We start from the raw sequence: 16,438 nt of genomic DNA on the forward strand, positions 1-16,438 counted from the left end.
TCGAATGGTTGTTCGGGGCGGACCCGTTCCGCCCCGCTATGATCGCCGGATCAGAGGCCGGCCAGCAATTCGTTCAGTGTCTGTTGGCGTTGAGCCCACATTTCGATCACTTCGTCCCGTGTCATGATGTGCATTGGCGAACCGCCTGCCTCCATCTTTTTTGCGACGCGGGAATTGGCGAACATCTCGGGCACGGTGGCGGCCAGTTTCTCGATCACCTCCGGCGGAGTTCCTTTGGGCACCATCACACCCCGGAAGTTGACCGACGAATTGTCGACCTCGAGCCCCTGTTCCATCATCGTCGGAACATCCGGCAGGAAGGCGTTGCGTTCCAGATCGGCGACGCCCAGGATTTTGACGTTACCCGCCTCTTGGGCGCGGAACGCGTCAGACAGGTTGTTGATGCCGCCCATGACTTCGCCCGCGATCACCGCTTTCATTGCTGCGGCCCCGCCACCTTTGGTCGGGATGTAGGCCATTTTGGTCCCGGCGGCCTTGTCGAGTTGCAGTGCAGCAATGTGGTGGCCTACAAACAATCCTGCACCCGAAACGGTCAGTTTGCCGGGGTTTTCCTTCGCAAAGGCGACAACATCCTGCATTGAATTGAATTCACTGTCCGCACCAACCACGAACACAGCAGGATCGGCCCCCCAATTGGCGATGGGCTCAAAGCTGTCGGTCGAGTATTCGACGCCGCCCTTGATCGATTGGGCGATGAAGTGGGGAACGTTGTAGGCGGCCAAAGTATAACCGTCCGGGTCGGCCTGCGTGGCAAACCAGTTCCAGCCAACGCGACCACCTGCGCCAGGTTTGTTGATGATGGCAATGGGCATTCCCAGCGCATCCTCGTTCCCGGCTGTCATGGTGACGATCCGCGCCTGAAAGTCGGTTGCACCTCCGGCCCCATAGCTGACCATCATCATCAGTGGTCGTTCCGGGTATTCCTCGGCCATTGCCTGGCCTGTCAGGCCAGCCAGAACCAGTGCGGCCCCTGCGATCAATCGTTTCATTTTGCGTTTCCTCCCTGATTTGGTTCACCCGCAAATTGGTGCGGTCAGAACAGAATTTCCCTTGGGGTGTAGACGTTCAGAAGCATGGCGAAGAGCCCGTACATCACCGTCACAAACACCACTGTGATGACACCGCGCTTGATCCAGCTTTTTGCTTCGGCATGAGGCGCGGGATCGTAGATCGACAGCAGGACAAAAAAGGTGATGGTCGTAGCGGTGTAGAACCCAAGCGTTTTTGCCGCCCAGAACACGTAGATCAGCGTGATGATCAGGCCGGGCAGCATGTTGATGAACATGGCGCGCGTCACGCCGTTTCCGACTTTGGACAAGCCCATCAGGGCTTTGCCAAATGTCCAGCCGGCCAGAACCACGAAAACAGACGCGATAAGGCGCGGGAACAGAAAGGCTTCGGCCGGTTGCTGGGTATAGCTGACCCACGTCACCCAGAGACCAACTGCAAAAACCAGACCCGACCCGAATATGTGCTGCGAGCGGTTCATGCCTGCGCCTCCTCTTTGGTGGTGTAGCGACGGCTGCGCAGTTCCATCCAGACCGAATAGGCGATCGAGGCCAGCACAATGACGATCAGCAACAGGTTCAAACCGCCGGTCAGGAAATACGAAGCCTTGCCAACGGTGGCGTCGGCGATCATTCCGCCCTGAATGAAGTTGGCCTCGGCGATGGGTCCAAGGATCAGCCCCAGCACCAGGGGTGCGGCAGAGAATCCGAAACGTTCCAGAAAGAACATGCCGATGCCAAGACAGGCCATGACATAGACGTCGCCCATCGATCCCTGCACCGAATAGGCCCCAAAGACCGACAGCGCCAGCACGATGGCGGCCATGACCGATTGCGGCACCTGCGCCACGCGGGCTGCTAGCCCTGCGACATAAAGGCCAAAGATGCACATCAGTATCTGCCCGATCAGCATCGAGTTGATGAAGGTCCAGGCGACATCGGGGTGATTGTCGAACAGGTCTGAGCCGGGGAAAATACCGTGAATCAGCAAGCCGCCCAACAGAACGGCGGCAGTGGGGCTGCCGGGAATGGACAGCGTCAGCAAAGGTACCAGAGATGGGCCGACCATGGCATTGTTGGCGGATTCCGCAGCGATCACTCCTTCGGAATGACCCGTGCCGAACTTGTCTTTTTCAGCCGAGAACTTTTTGGTCTGATCGTAGGCAACAAGACCCGCGATTTGTCCGCCGACACCCGGGATCAGGCCGATGATTGAGCCTGTCATCGTTCCGATACCCAGCGCACGGGTGCGGCTGAACAACTCTCGGAATGCCGCGACGATCGAATGGCGCTGCACTTCAATGACCTCGGCCCCTGCGTTATGGCGACCCTTGGCGAACATCGTCAGCACCTGTGGGATTGCGAACAGGCCGATCAGCGCGGCAATGATGTTGATTCCACCACCCAAAGCGGGGTGAAAGATGAAACGCTGCGCCCCCATGATGTCATCAAAACCGATAGTGGCCAGCCACAAGCCGATGCAGCCTGACAGTAGTCCCTTTACCACCGACGCGGAGTCCAAAGTCCCGATCACCGTCACGCCCAGAATAGCCAGCCAGAACAAATGCGAAGGGCCGAACGCCAGAGCCCATTTGGCCAAAACGGGGGTCAGGAAGATCAAAAGCAGAACCCCGAATATTCCGCCCACCGCCGAAGCCAGAAACGAAAGCTGCAAAGCGCGCGCACCTTGGCCTTGTTTGGCCATCGTATGCCCGTCCAGTGTTGTGGCAATATTGGCAGGCGCGCCGGGGATCTTGAGGAGAATTGCGCTGACTGCCCCTCCGGCCACGGTCGATGTATAGGCGGCTCCCAGCAAGATCAGACCCTGCGCCGCCTCAAGCTGGAAGGTAAACGGGATCAACAGCGCGACAGCCATGGTCGGTGAAAGCCCGGGCGTGGCACCCAGAATCAGGCCCCCAATTGTACCGCCGAGCAGCAGCATGAATGACAGCGGGGTAAACACGTCTCCGAAGTAATAAATGAATTCCATTCAGGGCCTCCCAACCCGTCGGTTCATGTTTTTACTTTTGTTGACAAATCAGGTTAGGCAATGAAAATAGTTTTGCAAATGTTTTCATAAAATTGACCAAATGGAAGAAAATTATGACTATTTTTCAAAAGGGTAAGGTGGATATTGTGGCAGTTGCAAAGGCTGCAAAAGTCTCTCCGTCCACGGTGTCACGTACCTTTAATCACCCGAATTTGGTGAACCCAGCGACTCGCAAAAAGATCAACCGAGCGGTTCAGAGACTGGGGTATATCCGCAACCGTGCTGCACAGACGATGCATGGCAAACGGTCCGGGACCATCGGACTAGTTGTGCCCACAATCAACCATGCCATTTTTGCTGAGGTCATTCAGGCATTCTCGGATTCGATCGACAAGGCCGGGTTCAGCCTGTTGCTGGCGTCGCACGGATACGATCTTGACCGGGAATACGCCATGGTCCGCAAACTGCTCGAGCATCGCGTGGATGGCGTCGCGCTTGTCGGTTTGGAACACGCCGAGGCAACCGCCCGCCTGATCGAACAGCAGAAAATTCCGGGGCTGGCGATATGGAACTACTCCGAAGATTCAGACTTGCCCTGTGTCGGGGCAGACAATCTTCTGGCCGGGCGACTTGCGACCGAGCATCTTCTGGCCTTGGGGCATCGGGACATCGGACTGATTTTTCCCAAAACCAATGGCAATGATCGAGCGCAGCACCGGTTCACAGCCGTGCATGATACGCTCGCGGAAAGGGATATTTGCCTTCCGGACAAGCGAGTTTCCGAAGCGCCCTACAGTGTCTCGCAGGCAAAGCAGGCTGCCATTTACCTTTTGACGGGACATCCGCGCCCCACGGCATTGTTGTGCGGAAACGATGTTATTGCACAGGGTGCCTTGTTTGCCGCGCAGAGACTGGGCCTGACCGTTCCCGAAGACCTGTCGATTATCGGCATCGGCGATTTCAAAGGGTCGTCAGACGTCGAGCCGGGTCTAACGACCATTCGTATTCCGGCAGAAACCATCGGAACGCTGGCGGGGGAAAAGTTCACCGACTACATTACCTCAGACGATCCGGAGCCATTCAGAGTCTGCTGCGAATTGGAGTGCATCGTCAGAGGAACAACGGGCCCAGTGACGAATTAGCGGCTATTCAAGGCAATATTTTTTGCCCCCGGAAAATTCTCGTATTGAGCGTTTTCGGTTGTGAAGGTGTGAACGCCCCTGCTGGTCGCGATGAACTGATAGCAGATTGGCAATTTTCTCGCTTTAAGTGCTTGCGGTGTGAAAACAGCTGCATGAGCGCCGGATAGTTCGCTTCCGCGCAGTAGAAAAGTTATGATTCACACAGGCTGTAGCAATTCATTAGCCGAGTAGTTGCACCTCTTGGACGTCAAGCGGCGGGGTTACGCTCCAACTGTTAGCCTTAGTCCTCAACTTTGCGCTGCTTTATAGTAGTCTTGAAGCCACCTGCAGAACTGGTTCACCTCGTTTCGTTTTTCCGAGGTGACCTGAACGACCAAAAAACACTGCGGGCGTAGGCAGCCGATCATCGAGTGGAGAGACCAGCAGTCCCTATTTGATGTAGCTGTGCGAATAATCCGCCGAGATAATCGCCGCGCCTTGGCCCCGGGAAACGATCTGCAAGGCAATCAGTGAAGAATCCACCTTCATGGCAGTGTGGTCCGGCAACTCTATGCCAGCATTCCCCGCCATCTGATCCCAGTCCGCCTCAGATCCGATGATCTGGACAGCCCGTTCGGCCAATTTTTTCAGGCACAGGTTGCGACTGAGCGAGGCGGCCAGGCTTGGATGGCAAACGATTTCGGCAAATTGATGCCCCAGATGGCGGATGTCGCGTTCGGCCCAGTCGCCATATCCGGCATACTCGGAGTTACCATTTTACTTTGGGTTACAGACAGCTGGCATGGAATCGCACCTGCGTGGGTCGCACTTGGGGCCGCTCTGATCTGTGCATTACCTGTAGTCGGTGTCATCCCCTTCAGTGATCTTCCTCAGAAAGTAAACATTGCGCCAATCTTCATTGTGTCCGGGGTCATTGGCTTCGGAGCTGTGGTTTTTCACTCCGGAATAAATGCCTGGGCCGGAGTGTATCTGGTGACCATGTTCATGAAGCAAACCTTTCCAGCAATACGGCAATATTTGCCTCTCTGGCCGCCATCGGATCACTGGTGGCGGTGTGTACGACGGTTCCGAATGCGCCAGGTGTAATGACGCCACTGGCAGGACAATTGGCAGAAACCACTGGCTGGCCAGTTGAGTGGGTCTTAACGGCGCAAGTTCCAACATGGATTCTCGTGCCGTTTCCATACCTGGTTCCGCCTTTGCTTCTGACAATGTCAATCGGTCGAATTTCGTCAGCGCAGGCAGTTCGCCTGCTGCTAGCTTACTTCGCGAATGGAGTTACCCTGCTCGCCCCACTTCATTTCCTTTGGGCTAGGTCATTGGGTTTCTTTCTATGATAACTTAGCCCACCCGTGCCAGAAGCAATCATACCGATGGAGCCAAGTTCAATCATGTACTAACAATCAACTTAAACCAGTCAGATGAGGCTGCTTTGGTTGATTGAAAACCGGGGGATCAGTGCCTGCCTTTCAGCATGGCGTGCAAAGGCACTATCTGTGCGCTCCTGAAAACTCTAGTCTTCAGCTTGGATCAATGATCGGTCTATTCGCTGCACAGAATACACGAAAACGTAGATCCGCAGAAATCTCCGTGCCGTGAGCGCCACAAAGGAAGCTCTCTTGGTCTCTTTCCAAGCATTCCCTACCTGTCAACCGAAAGTCGCGTTCTTAAGTTTTGGAAATTTTGGCCCGTTTCCGGGTCTCAAAGACTCCAAAACCTAAGTAACTGAATCTGTTGCATGCGCAGTCACAGCAATTAAGCGATCCGACAAGAACTGTTGGATTTCAATAAAATGAAACCAAGCGCCTGAGAGTTTTACATTTTTCAATACAGTACTTTGAATGAAAAAAGTTTCCGGCCCCTCCCCAAGGGGAACCGGAAACCCCATCTTTTTGCAACCAATTGATTTTGCTTGACCTTATCTTAGGACCACCACGCTGCAATTGGAATGCCGTACAACCCTGGCGGCCGTAGATCCCAGTAGTAGGTCAGAAAGACCGGGCCGGTGTGAGGACACGACGACACAATCCGCCTTGTGCTTTTCCTGCCAACTGAGGATTGCATTGGTCGAATGTCCTGACACAACATGAACATCGATCACGTCCGATCCCAGCTCTGCCGTCAAAGTATCCGCAAGCTCCTCAATTGCTTTCTTAAGCTGATCCTTCGGAAAATATGACGCCATGTAGGATGGCAGCTCTTCCATAATGGACAAGACCGAAATCCGACCACCGTCCGCCAACAGTTTTTTAGCTGCTTCTATGGATGCCGAATACTCTTTCTCATGTCCGGGAGCTACGGGGACAAGTATATGTTTGAACATCTGATATCCTCTATTTCAGCGCGTTGGGCAGCCAGGTGGCGATTTCCGGGAAGATGAAAATCAACGTGAGACCAACGAATTGAAGTACAACAAAGGGTCCAACCGAGTTGTAAACATCGCCCATACTCACGTCCTTGGGCAAAACGCCCTTGATCCAGAACAGAACGAAGCCGAATGGAGGGGTCAGATAGGCGATCTGAATGTTTACGATGAACAAAGCGCCGAACCACAGTTTGTCGATCCCTAGTTCATCAATGATCGGGATGAACAGTGGGGTGCAAAGCAGAATGATGGCCCAGTCATCCATGACCATACCCAGGATCAAGATGATCAGCATCATCATCAACAGGATGCCTGTGCTTCCGCCTGGCATGGATAGAACCAGATTGGTCAGAAGGTCCTGGCTGCCTAAGGTATTGAACACGTTGAGATAGACAGTTGCGCCAATCAAGATCCACAGGCCCATACCGCTGAGCTTTACTGTCGACACCAGCGATTCAACCAGAACTTCCTTGGTCAGTTTGCCATAGATGAAGTTGATGACGAATGCGCCCGCAGCACCAAACGCAGCAGCCTCGGCAGGCGTTGCGATGCCGCCCCAGATAACGCCCAAAACGATCACGATCAAAAGGGCAAAGGGCCAGATACTGAGCACGGCGGTAAGTTTTTCACTCACCGTGAATTTCTGATCTGCCGGCAGAGCGGGCCCAAGTTCCGGCTGAATGCGGCAACGGACACCGATGTAGATGGTATAGAACATGGCAAGCATCAGACCCGGCATCAGACCGGCCATGAACAGGTCACCGATGGATACTTTTGCCAAAAGACCATAGAAGATGAACGGAACGCTCGGCGGGATCAGCGCGCCCAGAGCGCCACCTGCCGCGATACATCCGATGGCGATCCTACGGTCATAATTGTATCGCATCATCGAGGGGTATGCGATCTGCCCCATGGTTGTCGTCGCAGGTGGCGTGATGCCAGTGATAGCTGCGAAAACGGTACAGACCTGAACCGTTCCCATCGCCAGTCCGCCATGAACATGTCCAATCAGCTTATAGACAGCGTCATAGGCGGCCTCGGCTATTCCGGAAAATCGTATCAAGGATCCCATGAACAGGAAGAGCGGCACGGTCACCAGAATCGAACTCCACGGAGTCGAATAAAAGGCACTTGGCACCGACAAGAGCGCTCGCGGTTCTATGATCATCGCGAACAGTACGGCTGTACCGCCAAGGCCAAATGAGACCGGCAAACCCATGAAAAGAATGGCGAATAGCACTATGAAGTACAGCGCTGTGATAAGTTCAAGGCTCATTTTTTGTCTTTCCTTAGCACGTGGCAGCCTAGGAACGTCGGCTAATGCGCGGTTCCAAATGCCGTATTGTTGGCGGCATTTTTCGGGGCACCGCTGGCTCGTTTAACAAGCCAGCGGTCATTTTGTGCGTCACGTATGACGAATTTTCGGTGGATTAGTTCCCTGCAGCTTTATCTTCGAGGAACTTTTTGTAGATTTCGACGCCTTTGGCGTTTCCTTTAGATGCTGCAGCAACTTGGGGCCAAACTTCTGCGATGGACTTTTCACGCATTCTTGCCACTTCTTCGTCGCTCAGCATGATCACTTCGCCACCGGCATCGCGCAGGATTTGCAGCGCTTCTTCAACGCCTTCCGCGTGCATACGGCTGGTTTCAAAGTAGGTTTCTTCGAAAATACCGTCGATTTGCTCACGCTGCCAGTCCGTCAGGGCATTCCAGCTTTGCAGGTTGATGAAGATTTCCTGGTGCTGTGCGGGGTTCCAACCCGGCATGATCGCGTAGTCGATCACTTCCTGGAAGGACATGTCGTCGATCCCACCGGTATCCCAGTAGGTGCCTTCGATCGTTCCCAGCTTGATGGCAGTATAGATTTCGCCACCGTTCATGGAAACGGGTGCACCGCCCATTGTCGAGTGGAAGATCGCCTGAGGACCACCTGCGCGCATTTTGTGGCCTTCCAGGTCTTCCATTTTTTCAACCCGGAATTTGGTGAACATCGCGTTAGGACCCTGGTTGGTCCAACCAGCCCAGTGCAGGTTACGCGCGTGTGCAGCTTCCTGAACGATATCGCCGACGCGATAATCAGGATTTCCCCACATCACTTCCCATGCTTCTTCGGTGTTGTTGGCGCCCATTGCCATACCGAAAGCCAGCATGCCTTCCGGCATGTCACCCCCATAGACGGATCCCCAGCCGGCATAGCCGTCTGTTTGACCGGCTGCGGCCGCAGAGAAGGCCTCGGCGCCGCTTACCAGTGCGCCAGCAGGCTCGACACGGATTTTAACGGTACCTTGTGTTGCTTCCTCAACGGCTTCAACCCAAGGGATCAGGCCGTTGTCCCAACCAGCGTCAGTTTGGTCAAATGCCGGCTGGAAAACCCATTCTGTTACCTCATCCGGCGGGCCGTCTGCAGCGAAAGCAACGCTTGCACTGGTGGCAAGAGCACCGGCCCAAAAGGCTGTCTTTATGGATTTTTCAAGTTTCATTTGTATCCTCCTTGTTTGTAGAGATGATTTTTTTCGTTTTGATCTTGTTCAGATTAGGACGTCGCCGAGTTTCGGCTTACGCCTCATCAGGTTCGCCGCCGAAGATTGTTTGCAAATCCACAAGAAGCTTCTTGATGACGATCAGCAGAACAAAGAATCCGGCGAGTGGGATTGCAAATTTGATTGGGTAGATCGGAATTGGCACCGATGTCGGCGTCCACTGGTTGAGCATCAGTGAAAGCGAACCCGCTTCGTATCCTTTCCAGATCAGAGTCACCAGAAAGAGGATCGCGATGGGCGCGGTTAACACATCTAGGATCGCCTTCTTTCGCGTTGTCGCATTCGCGTAGAAAAGATCAAGCTTCACAAAGCTATCATGCTGCAGCGAATAGATACCACCCACACATGCCAAAAGCACCATTGCGGCCTGCAAGGTGGTGCCGATCCATTGCGATGGGTTGTTGAGCAGGTAACGCATGAAAACGTCGGAAACACCAAACGCCATGCAGTACAAAATCAGAAACCATCCGATCCAACCTGCGAATTCGGATATGGCCCCTGTAAGAGCTTCAAGTCCTCGCATCAGCACGCTTTGTCCTCCCCGTGAAAATGCCTATTTTGAACAAGGCGTTGCAATGACTTTGCAGACCCAGCTCTGTCTTCCCTAGAGGAATATGATGCGTTCCATACGCGAGCAGGCGCAACCCCTCATTTCGCAGAAGGCTTGCATCGTCCTCCTCGGGTCAAGTTAAGATTATGCAGGCCAATAAGCGAAAGGCACAGATCGATGAAAATATGGGCACAGATCAATCCAATGCTTATCACATTGTAAAATAACAATATTATTCGATATCGACTTGAAATTAAGCGGATAATTTCAATGTCGATGGGAACAGTTAGCGCCCGTCCAACGCACATTGATTCAATGGATCGACCAGACGGTGGTTCTTCGTCGTCCTGATGCATTCCAAAGATGAGATTCAGAAAAGCACTAGGATGCTACACAGATTTTGCGTAGGCACGTGTTAGTGTTTTCACGAGGCCTTTGGGATCAACTTCAAATAATAGAACCTCGCCGGGATAGGATGTGGCGCCTCAATGTCTCAATGCGAGAATTTTAAGAATGGCTGCTCACTCCCAGCCTAGGCTCAGACAACTTTTCCACCGTTAACATTGAATTCAGCCCCCGTGCGAATTCCGGATGGCCATCTGGTTGTCATGGTTTTGAGTCGGGTATTGAATCGCACCCCTTCCATGCCGTGGATGTGATGGTCGCCGAACAAGGACCGCTTCCACCCTCCGAAAGAGTGATAAGCGACCGGAACCGGGATTGGCACATTTACTCCGACCATACCTATGCGCACGCGCGCCCAGAAATCACGCGCAGCGTCACCGTCGCGGGTGAAGATCGCCGTCCCGTTTCCATATTCATGATCGTTTATCAGACCAACTGCGTCTTCGTAACTGGCGACTCGCACCACGGAAAGGACCGGTCCAAAGATTTCATCCTTGTAGATGGGCATATCAGGCGTCACTCGGTCAAACAGGCACCCGCCGATGAAATAGCCGTCTTCGTACCCCTGCAACGAGATTTCGCGCCCGTCGACAACAAGCTCGGCACCCTTTTCAAGGCCGTGTTCAATATAGGAATAGATGCGGTCGTAGCTTTGCTTGCTGATCACGGGACCAAGTTCTGAGGACGGGTCGGTAAATGGCGCAACTTTCAAAGCCCGCACCCTGGGTGCCAGTACGTCGATCAGCCGATCTGCTGTGTCTTCACCAACGGGTACGGCAACGGAAATGGCCATACATCGCTCACCCGCAGAGCCATAGGCCGACCCAATGAGCGCGTCCGAAACCTGTTCCAAATCCGCATCCGGCATAACGACCAGATGATTTTTTGCGCCGCACAACGCCTGCACGCGTTTCCCGTTCGCAGAGCCACGCGAGTATATGTAACGCCCAATTGCCGTTGAGCCGACAAAGCTGACCGCTTCAACCAATGGATGATCCAAAAGCGCATCCACGGCCACTTTGTCCCCATTCACGACGTTGAAAACGCCCGGTGGCAACCCGGCCTGCGCCAGTAATTCCGCGATGCGCATCACGACCGAGGGGTCTCTTTCGGAAGGCTTCAGCACGAAGGTATTTCCACAGGCAATGGCCACCGGATACATCCAAAGCGGGACCATGGCGGGAAAATTGAAGGGTGTTACACCTGCAACAACGCCCAAAGGCTGTCTGACAGAAAAACAATCTACGTTTGCTGCAACGGCCTCTGAATACTCGCCTTTAAGAAGCTGAGGAATCCCACACGCGAATTCGACAACCTCGATACCGCGCGCAATCTCGCCTTTTGCGTCCGGCAGAGTTTTTCCATGTTCTGACGACAGCAGTTCAGCCAGTTCATTGGTATGTTTTTTGAGAAGATCGCGAAACTCGAACATAACCATCGCGCGTTTGGCAGGCGGTGTTGCAGCCCAGCCCGGCGCCGCCTCAGCCGCTGTTCTAACGATGGTGTCTACGTCTTCGACAGAGGCCAGCGTTGCCTTTCCGGTCACCGCCCCGGTGGCCGGGTTTACAATTTCAGAAATCCTGTTGCTCGCACCTGGCCAAAATTCGTTGGATACAAAGTGCCCCAGAATATTCATCTCTCACCTCGCTACATTCGACCTGACGGACCTATGGGCGCGGTAAATCAACAAAAAAATAACTTGCTTTCGCGTGGGCAAGTGACTCGATCAGACCAGCCCGATTGGCCTTGCCCATCAATAAAGGTAAGATTGTTGGCCTGTTGGATAGACACAGATGAGTTTAAGTGTGGGCACAGCTAGAGCGCATCAATGGCGCTGCGCAAGGTGCGAAGACCCTGTTCGATATTGCCTGCCGGAACGGCGGAAATGCCAAGCCTGAAGGTTATTTCACCCTTCTTTTCATCAGAAAAACAGACGCTTGACGGCTCGATAATCACGCCCCTTTGACGTGCAGCTTCCGCGATTTGATAGGCGCTGTGCCCTTGGGTGCTGCGGAAGAAAAAGTTCGTGCTGCCATATTCGTATTGCAACTCGAAATCGGGAAACAGCTCTTGGATGACCTGCGATGCGACGTGCCAGCGTTCGTTGAAAATCCGGTGCATCTTTGCCCGGTGCGTCTCATGATGACCAAAACGCAGGAACAGAGATGCGGTGTGTTGAATGACGTGCGGTGGATGGCGGATCATCATTCCGCGCAGGGCGCGCGCTTCTTGTACCAGAGATTCCTGGGCGACCAGATAGCCCAGCCGCAGACCCGGAGCCAAGCTTTTTGAAAGGCTGCCAGTATAGATCACCCGCCCCTGAGAATGCCCACTATACAAAGGAAGCAGACTGTTCTCATCAAAGTCCATGTCACCTTCATAATCGTCTTCGATAATCAGGAAATCTTCCTTCTTTGCCATGTCCAGTAGCTGACGTTTTCGGGTCTGCGACATAGACAGAACTGTTGGCATCTGACGGTTTGGCGTCACATAGACCAGATCGCATCCGGCCAGTCTTTCATCGACAACAAGACCCTCACTGTCGACGGGGATGAACCGGACCTCATCAAAGGTCTGCTCGAATATGTTACGCGCGTCGGCATATCCTGGATCCTCAATTGCAACGACGCGGCCAAAGCCACGCAGCAAAGCCGCCACTATATAGATGGCCTGCTGCGCACCCATGGTAATCAGCACGTTTTCAGGCTTGGCGACGATGCCTCTATGCGGCAACAACCGGCTACAGATTTGTTCAACAAAGGTGTCGGAATCACGATACTGGTTGTCACCTGTCCAATTGCTGAGGTCGCGCATGTTCAACGCCAGTCGGGAACATTCACGCCATTCAGCTAAAGGAAACCTGTTCGAGGCCGCCTGGTTGCACACGAACGGGAACTGATAGTCCGGCCAATCCGCAGGCCGGGTGATACAGCCTGCTTTGGATGGCAAACGCCTTCTGGTTATTCTTTCGACGATGTTCGGGAAATTCGCGTTGATCTCTTGATCTGCCTTGGCCTGCGTCCGGTTCAGATTGAGAGAGACATAGTAGCCAGATTTTGGCTTCGAAATGATCGTACCTTCGTCAACAAGCCTGGAATATGCACCCAACACCGAGTTCACAGACACCTTGAGATCACGCGCAAGTGCTCTGCAGGAGGGCAATTTCGCTCCATTTTGCAGTACGCCGCTTGAAATCAAAAAAGCCAACTCTGCGCGTATCTGATCGCGTATACCTAATGCGTCATCGCGGTCGATGTTCATCACATTGACCAGATTTGACGCCGAACGCTGTGCATCGGATGCCTCTGGTTGATTTTTGCAAGAGAGATTTTTGCTCATCGTGAACTGGCCATTTGATAAAACACAAGACGCATGATTATTGTGATCCTGCATCCGAGTTTTGGGGGCTACGCGAATTGTGTACGTATCCCGGAATATAGAAAGCCTCTGGGCTTTCCATTCTCAAAACCGACATCCGACAAAGGGTAGCGCCTTGCCAAAGCATTGTGAAAGGTCAATCGAGCTCTGTTCAGGCTGATCAATGATGTGATTGCCCAGCTTGAAGTCAGAATTGCCCCACAAACCGCAAATCGCCGACGATAAAGAAGGGCTTGAACAAGCCTGAAACAGGTCGGCCAGTGTATTCCCGTTGTAAACTGGCAATAGCCTGAGATTGCCTGGTTCCATAAACACCCCTTTTATCGCATGCTTGCTCGGACTGTACTGCGATGGTCTCACCCTATCACTGACTACGCAAGATTCGTTCACGTGAAGATTCGCGGGTTAACATGGGGGTTTTCCCCATGTTTCTTAAGAAAAACGGTGCAGGACCTCATTCTTCGTCAGCTGTGGCTTAGTTCACCTCATCTGGCAACATCAGGGTGCTGAACTCAGAACTGCTGCCGAAGCCAAGAATTGAACGCTTCGATTTGTGGACGAACAGCAGCGCGGTGATCTTTTCTAATGAGGTAATGAGATTGCTCCAATGCTACCGCTTCGCCAGCGATACGAATGTTCTGTCCGGCCGCCATCGCCCGTGCCGCAAAACGTTCAATGACCACGGCACACCCCAAACCAGCACCAACCAATTCGATCGCGGCGGTTGAGGTGTCGGTCACCAGCCGCGCGCCAGGGCGCGTTGATTCCAGCGAAAAGGCGGAAAGGTAGCGCGCCCAATGATCGTCAAAACCCAAGATATGAATTGAGGGGTGCTGCAGTAAGTCCTTGGGCCCTTTTATCACTTCATGGGACACGGCACTGACAATCGGGACAATCGCCTCGTCCGAAAGCGGTTCCAAATTAGGGCCTGCATAGTCTTTGGACGCTAAGACGATATCAACGTCGACCGGGTGTTGTTCCGAGGAATCCTTCCAGATCGAGGTTAAAAGTTTGACGCTGGTGTCGGGATGGTCGCGCAGAAAGCCATCCAACCTTGGAGACAACCACATGATGAAGGCCATCGAGGCACGTATAGTGATCGTTGCTGCCCCGCGGGGACCAAATAGGCCGGTCGTCGACATCTCAATCGTGCCCAGTGCTTCGCGGACAGGCAGTAAGTAAGCTTTGCCCACATCGGTCAATTGCAGACTTTTGGGGCGGCGCACGAACAGCTTATCGCCCAGCTGCGCCTCAAGGGCTTTGATATGCTGGCTTACGGCAGTCTGTGTCAGGCCGATTTCTTGACTCGCAGATGTGAAGCTCAGCAATCGCGCTGCGGCTTCGAAACTCCGCAACCAGTTGAGGTTCAGATTGTGGCGCATCAGCTTTCCATAAAAATTTTTTGTTCATGGGCCCGTTTTGTTTCGTTTTATCTGATCAAGACTGCTCTGCATAGTATCGGGGTGTGCGACAGCGCACTGACCGGTTGAGTTTTCCTGAAGGAGATCATCATGACTGACACCAGCCAATCCAAACGGGATGTCGCTCTGGATTTTGTAGACCTCGACCGCTACCCGATTGCCGATCTGGACAATGGCCCGGGTGCAGAATTATTAGCCCAATGTCAGCTCAGCATCGACACCAACGGCTGGTGCAATCTGGATGGCTTTCTGCATTCCAAGGCTTTGAAACAGGTGAATTCAGAGGCAAACGCCCTGCTTCCGACGGCGGAGGTTTTGCACGTGAAGCGAAACATCTATCAGGGGGCGATTGACCCTTCGCTGCCTGACGATGATCCACGCCGAAAAGAATTCATCCATAGCGCCGTGCAGCTTGCAGATGATCAAATACCGGCAGAGTCCGGCCTCAAGCAGCTGTACCAGTCAGAAATTTTGACCGAGTTTGTGCGGCGGGTGCAGATGAAAGACCAACTGTATCGATGCGCGGATGAGTTTCAGGCGCTCAACGTCGTCGCCCTGCAACCCGGAAGCGGACATGCCTGGCACTATGATACGACCGAATGCACTGTCACGCTGTTATTGCAGGCTGCCGAAAAAGGTGGCGAGTTCACCTTTATTCCAAATTCCCGGACAGACTCGGATGAAGACCGAGAGGCGGTGGACCGCTTGTTGGATGGGGACTTGTCCCATGCCCAGACCTTCGCGCGCGGGGCGGGAACGCTGACGTTGTTCCGTGGCGGGTACTCGTTACATGGTGTGACCAAGGTTGAAGGTGACCGCCCCCGTATCACGGCCACGATGACTTATGACGAACAGCCCGACCGCGAAATCGGGGATGAGATCAACATTCGCATATACGGCAAGCGGGTGGAAAACATACTGGCAAGCCGCAAGGCCGAAACCGCGAGCTAAGGATCGAAAAGAATGAAAACCGCACTTCTGGTGATTGATGTTCAGATGGCCCTGGCGCACGAGGATGCTTTGGGCACGGAACGGTCTTGTCCCGAGGCAGAAAGCAATATTACCCAGCTGCTGGAAAAATTCCGCCGCGACGGCAGTACGGTCGTCCATATTCACCACCATGGTACGGATCCCGAGGACCCGTTTCACCCCGACGCCCCGGGGTGTGCAGTTCAACCATTCGCGGCCCCGGCGACCAATGAGCCTATCGTCGTCAAGACTGGCAGCAGCGGTTTTGTGGGAACACCATTGCAGGCAATTCTGCAAGGCGCTGGCGTCGAGCGTGTTATCCTGTGCGGTGCGACCGCCAATCATTGTGTAGAATCGACCACGCGCAGTGCAGCTGATCTTGGCTTTCAGCCAATCTATGCAGCCGATGCTGTTTGGACTTATGGGCTTACCGGCCCGGACGGAAAATCCCACAATGCCACTCAAGTTCATTCGGTTAGCATGGCAACGCTTGACGGTGAAATCGCGGATGTGAAATCCACAAACGACATTCTGGCCCAATAACACTGGCGATCAAAAAGAAGCGCTGCGTTGATTAATGATAAGTCAGAATTCAAAAGCATGATTTCTCAACACTTTTTTCGTTTTTTCCGTCGTGAAAGAAATAGCAG

At 53.5% G+C, this 16,438-nt stretch carries 13 protein-coding genes; 3 read left to right on the forward strand and 10 right to left on the reverse strand.

Annotation, left to right across the window (positions count from 1 at the left end; translation table 11 throughout):
• Positions 1-50 precede the first annotated feature (50 nt).
• Genes ACR0M2_RS18650 through ACR0M2_RS18660 form a run of 3 tightly spaced genes read right to left on the reverse strand, consistent with a single transcriptional unit; the run spans position 51 to position 3,018 of the window.
• Positions 51-1,010, reverse strand: a complete 960-nt coding sequence (locus ACR0M2_RS18650) for a Bug family tripartite tricarboxylate transporter substrate binding protein (protein ID WP_170351243.1) — start codon at positions 1,008-1,010, stop codon at positions 51-53.
• A gap of 44 nt (positions 1,011-1,054) precedes the next feature.
• Positions 1,055-1,510, reverse strand: a complete 456-nt coding sequence (locus ACR0M2_RS18655; RefSeq protein ID WP_170379684.1) for a tripartite tricarboxylate transporter TctB family protein — start codon at positions 1,508-1,510, stop codon at positions 1,055-1,057.
• The gene (locus ACR0M2_RS18660; RefSeq protein ID WP_170379681.1) at positions 1,507-3,018 is read right to left on the reverse strand and encodes a tripartite tricarboxylate transporter permease; all 1,512 of its coding nucleotides are present in this window, start codon (positions 3,016-3,018) and stop codon (positions 1,507-1,509) included. The genes ACR0M2_RS18655 and ACR0M2_RS18660 overlap by 4 nt, the downstream gene beginning before the upstream one ends.
• A 113-nt stretch (positions 3,019-3,131) precedes the next feature.
• Between ACR0M2_RS18660 and ACR0M2_RS18665 the strand changes: the two genes are divergently transcribed.
• Positions 3,132-4,160, forward strand: coding sequence for a LacI family DNA-binding transcriptional regulator (locus ACR0M2_RS18665; RefSeq protein WP_480706526.1), 1,029 nt, complete (start codon positions 3,132-3,134; stop codon positions 4,158-4,160).
• Between the two features lie 1,918 nt (positions 4,161-6,078).
• Here ACR0M2_RS18665 and ACR0M2_RS18670 read toward each other — a convergent pair.
• The 7 genes from ACR0M2_RS18670 to ACR0M2_RS18700 form a co-directional block, all read right to left on the reverse strand.
• Complete coding sequence (locus ACR0M2_RS18670; RefSeq protein WP_170351238.1) at positions 6,079-6,483, reverse strand: universal stress protein; 405 nt, start codon at positions 6,481-6,483, stop codon at positions 6,079-6,081.
• 10 nt (positions 6,484-6,493) lie between these two features.
• Positions 6,494-7,801, reverse strand: coding sequence for a TRAP transporter large permease (locus tag ACR0M2_RS18675; RefSeq protein ID WP_170351237.1), 1,308 nt, complete (start codon positions 7,799-7,801; stop codon positions 6,494-6,496).
• A gap of 154 nt (positions 7,802-7,955) precedes the next feature.
• Complete coding sequence (locus ACR0M2_RS18680; RefSeq protein ID WP_170351236.1) at positions 7,956-9,005, reverse strand: TRAP transporter substrate-binding protein; 1,050 nt, start codon at positions 9,003-9,005, stop codon at positions 7,956-7,958.
• 76 nt (positions 9,006-9,081) lie between these two features.
• Positions 9,082-9,588 carry a TRAP transporter small permease subunit gene (locus tag ACR0M2_RS18685; RefSeq protein ID WP_170351235.1) on the reverse strand — a complete coding sequence of 169 codons (507 nt, stop codon included), beginning with the start codon at positions 9,586-9,588 and terminating at the stop codon, positions 9,082-9,084.
• A 565-nt stretch (positions 9,589-10,153) separates the two neighbouring features.
• On the reverse strand, positions 10,154-11,656 hold the full coding sequence (locus ACR0M2_RS18690; RefSeq protein ID WP_480706528.1) for a CoA-acylating methylmalonate-semialdehyde dehydrogenase: 1,503 nt from the start codon (positions 11,654-11,656) through the stop codon (positions 10,154-10,156).
• Between the two features lie 179 nt (positions 11,657-11,835).
• On the reverse strand, positions 11,836-13,359 hold the full coding sequence (pdxR, locus tag ACR0M2_RS18695; protein WP_480706529.1) for a MocR-like pyridoxine biosynthesis transcription factor PdxR: 1,524 nt from the start codon (positions 13,357-13,359) through the stop codon (positions 11,836-11,838).
• 551 nt (positions 13,360-13,910) lie between these two features.
• Positions 13,911-14,780, reverse strand: coding sequence for a LysR family transcriptional regulator (locus ACR0M2_RS18700; protein WP_480706531.1), 870 nt, complete (start codon positions 14,778-14,780; stop codon positions 13,911-13,913).
• A 129-nt stretch (positions 14,781-14,909) separates the two neighbouring features.
• Here ACR0M2_RS18700 and ACR0M2_RS18705 point away from each other — a divergent pair, with 129 nt between their 5' ends.
• On the forward strand, positions 14,910-15,770 hold the full coding sequence (locus ACR0M2_RS18705) for a HalD/BesD family halogenase (protein ID WP_480706533.1): 861 nt from the start codon (positions 14,910-14,912) through the stop codon (positions 15,768-15,770).
• Between the two features lie 12 nt (positions 15,771-15,782).
• A complete protein-coding gene (locus ACR0M2_RS18710; RefSeq protein WP_480706535.1) occupies positions 15,783-16,331 on the forward strand; it encodes an isochorismatase family protein in 549 nt (182 codons plus the stop codon).
• Positions 16,332-16,438 lie beyond the last annotated feature (107 nt).

Source organism: Ruegeria sp. BE10, from assembly GCF_056538905.1.